Source organism: Stieleria sp. (assembly GCF_041595215.1).
Classification (GTDB): domain Bacteria; phylum Planctomycetota; class Planctomycetia; order Pirellulales; family Pirellulaceae; genus Stieleria; species Stieleria magnilauensis.
Map to the genome: position 1 here is coordinate 1 of NZ_JBFHKV010000690.1, position 4,740 is coordinate 4,740.

At 59.7% G+C, this 4,740-nt stretch carries 4 protein-coding genes; all 4 read right to left on the reverse strand.

The genetic code is table 11. The features are described from left to right. A partial coding sequence (locus tag ABX749_RS22575) for a glycerophosphodiester phosphodiesterase (protein ID WP_372897973.1) occupies positions 1-941 on the reverse strand: 941 nt, incomplete at its 3' end. A gap of 41 nt (positions 942-982) precedes the next feature. Next, complete coding sequence (locus ABX749_RS22580; RefSeq protein WP_372897974.1) at positions 983-1,447, reverse strand: response regulator; 465 nt, start codon at positions 1,445-1,447, stop codon at positions 983-985. A 3-nt stretch (positions 1,448-1,450) separates the two neighbouring features. Then, positions 1,451-3,427 carry an ATP-binding protein gene (locus ABX749_RS22585; RefSeq protein ID WP_372897975.1) on the reverse strand — a complete coding sequence of 659 codons (1,977 nt, stop codon included), beginning with the start codon at positions 3,425-3,427 and terminating at the stop codon, positions 1,451-1,453. Positions 3,428-3,534: 107 nt separating this feature from the next. Further along, positions 3,535-4,392 carry an alpha/beta hydrolase gene (locus tag ABX749_RS22590; protein ID WP_372897976.1) on the reverse strand — a complete coding sequence of 286 codons (858 nt, stop codon included), beginning with the start codon at positions 4,390-4,392 and terminating at the stop codon, positions 3,535-3,537. Positions 4,393-4,740 lie beyond the last annotated feature (348 nt).

A 4,740-nucleotide genomic window follows, 5' to 3' on the forward strand; every position in this document is an offset into this window, starting at 1 on the left:
CCGGCAAAACGGGCATCTTTCCATGACCCTGCATCGAGTTGGCGGAGATGATCGAGACTGAGTTCGGTGACACGTCCCGTTCCGTCGGTGGTGCGATCGACGGTCTTGTCGTGCATCAAGACGACCGCCCCATCGCCGCAGCGGTAGACATCAAATTCGCAGCCGCTGGCGCCAACCTGGATCGCCTCGCTGATCGCGACCAACGTGTTCTCCGGTGCGACCGCTGAATAACCTCGATGGGCAACCGTCTCACAAGCCCCCACGGCCCCAGAGACATCGCTGTCGTCCTCGGGCAATCGACGCACCGAAACGTCGTCAAACGAAGCGATGCAACCGCTCACGCCCAGCCCCACACAGCCGCGGTCTCGGTCGACACAATAATGGCTGCTCAAGACCTGTTTCCCGTCCAAGTGGACTTCCACGTACGATTGGCGAACGATCGCTTTCAGCCGTCGAGGCCGGTTCAACTCGCTGGACTTCGACGCCGCAGCCGTCTGGCGAACGCTCCACTGACGCGGAGTCGTCCGGACGGCAAACTCCACACCGTTCTTTTGCGTCGCATCAAACCGAACCGGCACCTGGGACCACGGCGTCTGTCCGTCTTCAGAAGCCCGCACCAGCAGCGAAACCCAACGCGCCGGGTCGCGGACTTTCAAAAACGTCACCGTGGCTTCGACTTCATAGTTCTTCCAGGACGGGTCACCGAACGTGATGTAACTGTCCGATTCCATCGACCGCGCCAGCAGCACTCCATCGGCCTGTTCCCAGTCGCCCGAAACCACCGACCAGCCCGTCGGCAGACTCCCCCTGCCGTCGAAGGTCTCGATGTGTGCAGGACCTTGTGTGTTGGCAGGGGCCTGTGTGTTGGCAGGACGTTGTGCGTGAGCGGGGGGCAACAGCGCGATCACGGCGCTCAACAAGATGGTAAGCCGCAGTGGCATCGGGGCAACTCTCTGGTGGCAATGATTCAAAACGAGAGGGTCTAAACCGTACGTGGCGGCAGGGTGACCCATTTCAACCAGAAATCCCCCAGTGATCGCATCGCCCGAACGAAAGCGTTCAGATCGACCGGTTTGGTGATGTAGCAATTGGCGTTTTCGCCATAGGCTTCCAACACATCACGCTCATCGTCGGAGGTGGTCAACACGATGACGGGCAGAAACTGCAAGGCGTCATCGGCGCGAATCTCCTTGAGGACTTCGTGGCCATTTTTACGCGGCATGTTCAAGTCCAACAAGACGACGTCGGGGCGGCGCGCGTCGGAATACTTGCCTTCACGGCGTAGATAAGCCAATGCCTCGACGCCATCTTCCACATGATGTAACCGTTCCGTCACACAACCTTCACGCAACGCCTCGATCGTCAGCATCGCATCACTGGGACTGTCTTCGACCAACAACACTTCAATCTTTCGTTTCGCATCGAGAGAGTCGTCTGGCGGAGTCATGGTTTATGCCGGCAATAGAGTGAAAAAGAAGGTGCTGCCCGAGCCCGGTTCGGACTCCACCCAGATTCGTCCACTGTGACGCTCGACGATTCGCTTGGCGATGGCGAGTCCCAACCCCGTACCAGGATAACGGGTTCGTCCGTGCAGCCGTTGAAAAATGACAAAGATCCTGTCTTGATATTCGCTCTCCAGGCCGATTCCGTTGTCGCGGACCGAAAAACGCCACAGGTCCGACTCACGCTCGGCCGCGATCTTGATATGCGGCGCGTCCTCGCCGCAGAATTTGATCGCGTTGCCGATCAGATTTTGGAACAATTGAATCAGCTGGTCCCGATCCCCCTTGATACTGGGCAACTCATCGACGTCGATCACCGCGTCGTGCTCTTCAATCGCGACGGCGAGGTTTTTCAGGGCGTCGTCCACCACGCCGTGCATGTCCACCGCGACCATTTCTCGGCCGCGAGATTGCACCCGGGAATAGTCCAACAAATTGTTGATCAACTGCTGCATCCGTTTTGCACCATCGACCGCGTGGCCGAGAAACTTCTGGACGCGCTCATCGGCTTGATCGGCCAACGCCATTTCCAGCAGTTGGCAATGCCCGGCCACGGCGCGGAGCGGCTCTTGCAAGTCATGTGACGCGACGTAGGCGAACTGTTGCAGATCGGCATTGCTCCGCTCCAGAGCCTCCTTCGCCCGCGCCAATGCCTCCGCCTGCCGCTCCCGCTGCAGTTCCTGCAATTTAATCTTTGTGATGTCGCGGGCGACCCCGAAGAGCCCCGTGATCTGTCCGTCTTCATCGTACAGCGGCATTTTGGTGACCAGCACCCAACGCGGTGGACCTCCATCACGCACCGGCATTTCTTCCTTGTTGACGATGGGTTCCCCCGTCTCCATGATCTTCTGTTCGTCAATGGCGGTTTCGGTGTGCAGCTCGCCCGACCAGATCTGTTGATCCGTCTTGCCGATCAATTCATCGGGGTGCTCAAATCCCGCATCACGTGCCATCGCTTGGTTGGCACGCAGAATTCGGCCTTGGCGATCCTTGAAGAAAACGGCATCGGGAATCGTGCTGAGCAATGAATTGATCAAGAACTGCTCGCGGCGCAACATCGCATTGGTTTGTTCAAGCTGCTCCGCATTCTCCTTCAACGCCTCCACGCGGGCTTGATCGGCCGCCCGGCGTTGCAAGGCACGCGCCGTGCGATCATCCGTTTTGATCACGAACCAGAGGGCGACGCCGTAGGCGACCAACCGCAAAAAGTGCCATCCCCACCACGGCAAATCCCAAAGCTTGGATTGTTGGAACATGATCGCCGCGGCGCCAAAGAGCGCGCAGTGCAGGCAGAACAGCAGGTCGTCCTGGTTGCCGGTCTCACGGTACGTCAATACCATCCGAACCGTCGCGGAGAACATCAACAGCCCGCCGCCAATGTTCATCTGCTGTGCCAGCGGCGTGAATTGACTGCCCTCGGTCATCTTCGGCAGTCGGTCCCCCAGCAGAATCGAACCGATGCCGACCGCGAGCGACACGACCAACACCGCCCAAGGCCACCACTGCGCCCACCGTTTCCATTCGCGCGGTAACCAGACCATCGCAAACAGCAACCCGCCGGTGACCGTCGCCAGACTGTGCAGCCAAACAAACGTCGTGCCCACATAGACCATCGCGTGCAGCCCATCCAGAACGCCCATCCCGACCAACGCCGACGCGATCCACGTGTTGTAGCTGGTGCCTGATTGCAGCCGTTCCAACGACAGCAACATCCACGCGACCCCCAAGGCCACGATCGCCCCGGCCATCTCAACGGTCGAATGAAAGGGCTCGTGTGGCCAGCTCAAATCCGCGAACTGCCATCGCGCCGCAATCAACGTCAACATATGAACGGCCAGACTGACAATCAGAATGGTCCAAAGGGTCCCGACCAGTTCGGCCGTTCGCTGTTCTGCGTCAACCGGACTTGAACGAGGACCGCTCATGATGGAGGCAACCAGGGGAGGAGCTGTGGGCCGTCGACTTCATGCTTTCACACCTGATTGTAGCCGCTGGCCGCGGACCGCGTGCAGTGTTGGACGCCAAGGCCGCCTTACGGAGCGAGTTGCAATTGAAACCATTCCACCATCGATTCGGTCGACCGACGAGCGTCTTCATCGCGGAACCCGTGGCCGGCGCCGGCGACTTCGATCAGCCGACTCATGACGTTCGCCTTCTCAAAGGCGGCATGGATGGTTCGACTGTGCTCGATCGGTACCAGATCATCCTTGTCCCCGGCGATCAACAGCGTCGGTGGATCGTCCGGGGTCACATGAACCAGCGGCGAATCCTCTTCGGCAAGCTTCAGATCAAGATCCAAGGCCGGAAATCTTGCGTAGGCGTCCAGCCGATCGGGCGCGTCCTTGACCATGATCCGCAGATCGGTCGGCGCGACAAAGGCGACGACCGCGGCGACGCGATTGGAAACCCGCTCGACCGGGTCGCTGGCCGCCGGATCGCCATCATCCGACGCCGTCCCCAACATCAGGGACAGATGGCCGCCGGCGCTGTAGCCATAGACGCCGAGTCGTTGCGGGTCGATCTTAAACCGATCCGCGTTCAGGCGAACGAACCGGACGCTACGACGAACGTCCGAAACCGCTTCGGGGATCGAGAACTTGGGGCTGCTGCCATGGCGGACGGCAAAGACGGTGAAGCCCTTGTCGGTCAACGGCTTGAACCGGCCCTGCATCTGCTCCGGCGGCTGCCAGCGGGAATACCAACCGCCACTGACCATGAACATGACACCCGCCCCATTGGCGTTTTCGGTCGGCGTGAACACGTCCATGGTCATCGCCAATCCCGACTTGTGGCCATAAACGACGTCCGGTGTGATCGTGACCTCGGCTCGCACCGAAGTCCCCATCAACAGTCCAATCACCAATCCACAAACCAACCCTAATTGTCGCATCGAATGTCATCCCACAAGTGTCACAAACCCACCGGCCAGCTTCAACAACTCAGCCGGCCCAAAAGCATTCGGATCATTGTAGTCGTCACATCCCCAACGGTGTCCGCAACCGCCCACCAAGCCGCGTCAGCCAGTGGCCCCAGCACGCAGCGTCAGCCAGTGGCCCCAGCACGCGGCGTCAGCCAGTGGCGCGGAGAAGAGATGGCAAAACAATACGGGGCAAAACAATACGGGGCAAAACAATACGGGGCAGAACGATGACAAGAACCAAGCCGCACGCCATCAACGAATCCAGCAACCGTTGGTGTCCAGCCTTCAGGCGCCCTCCCCACGATCCAAAGGATCGCC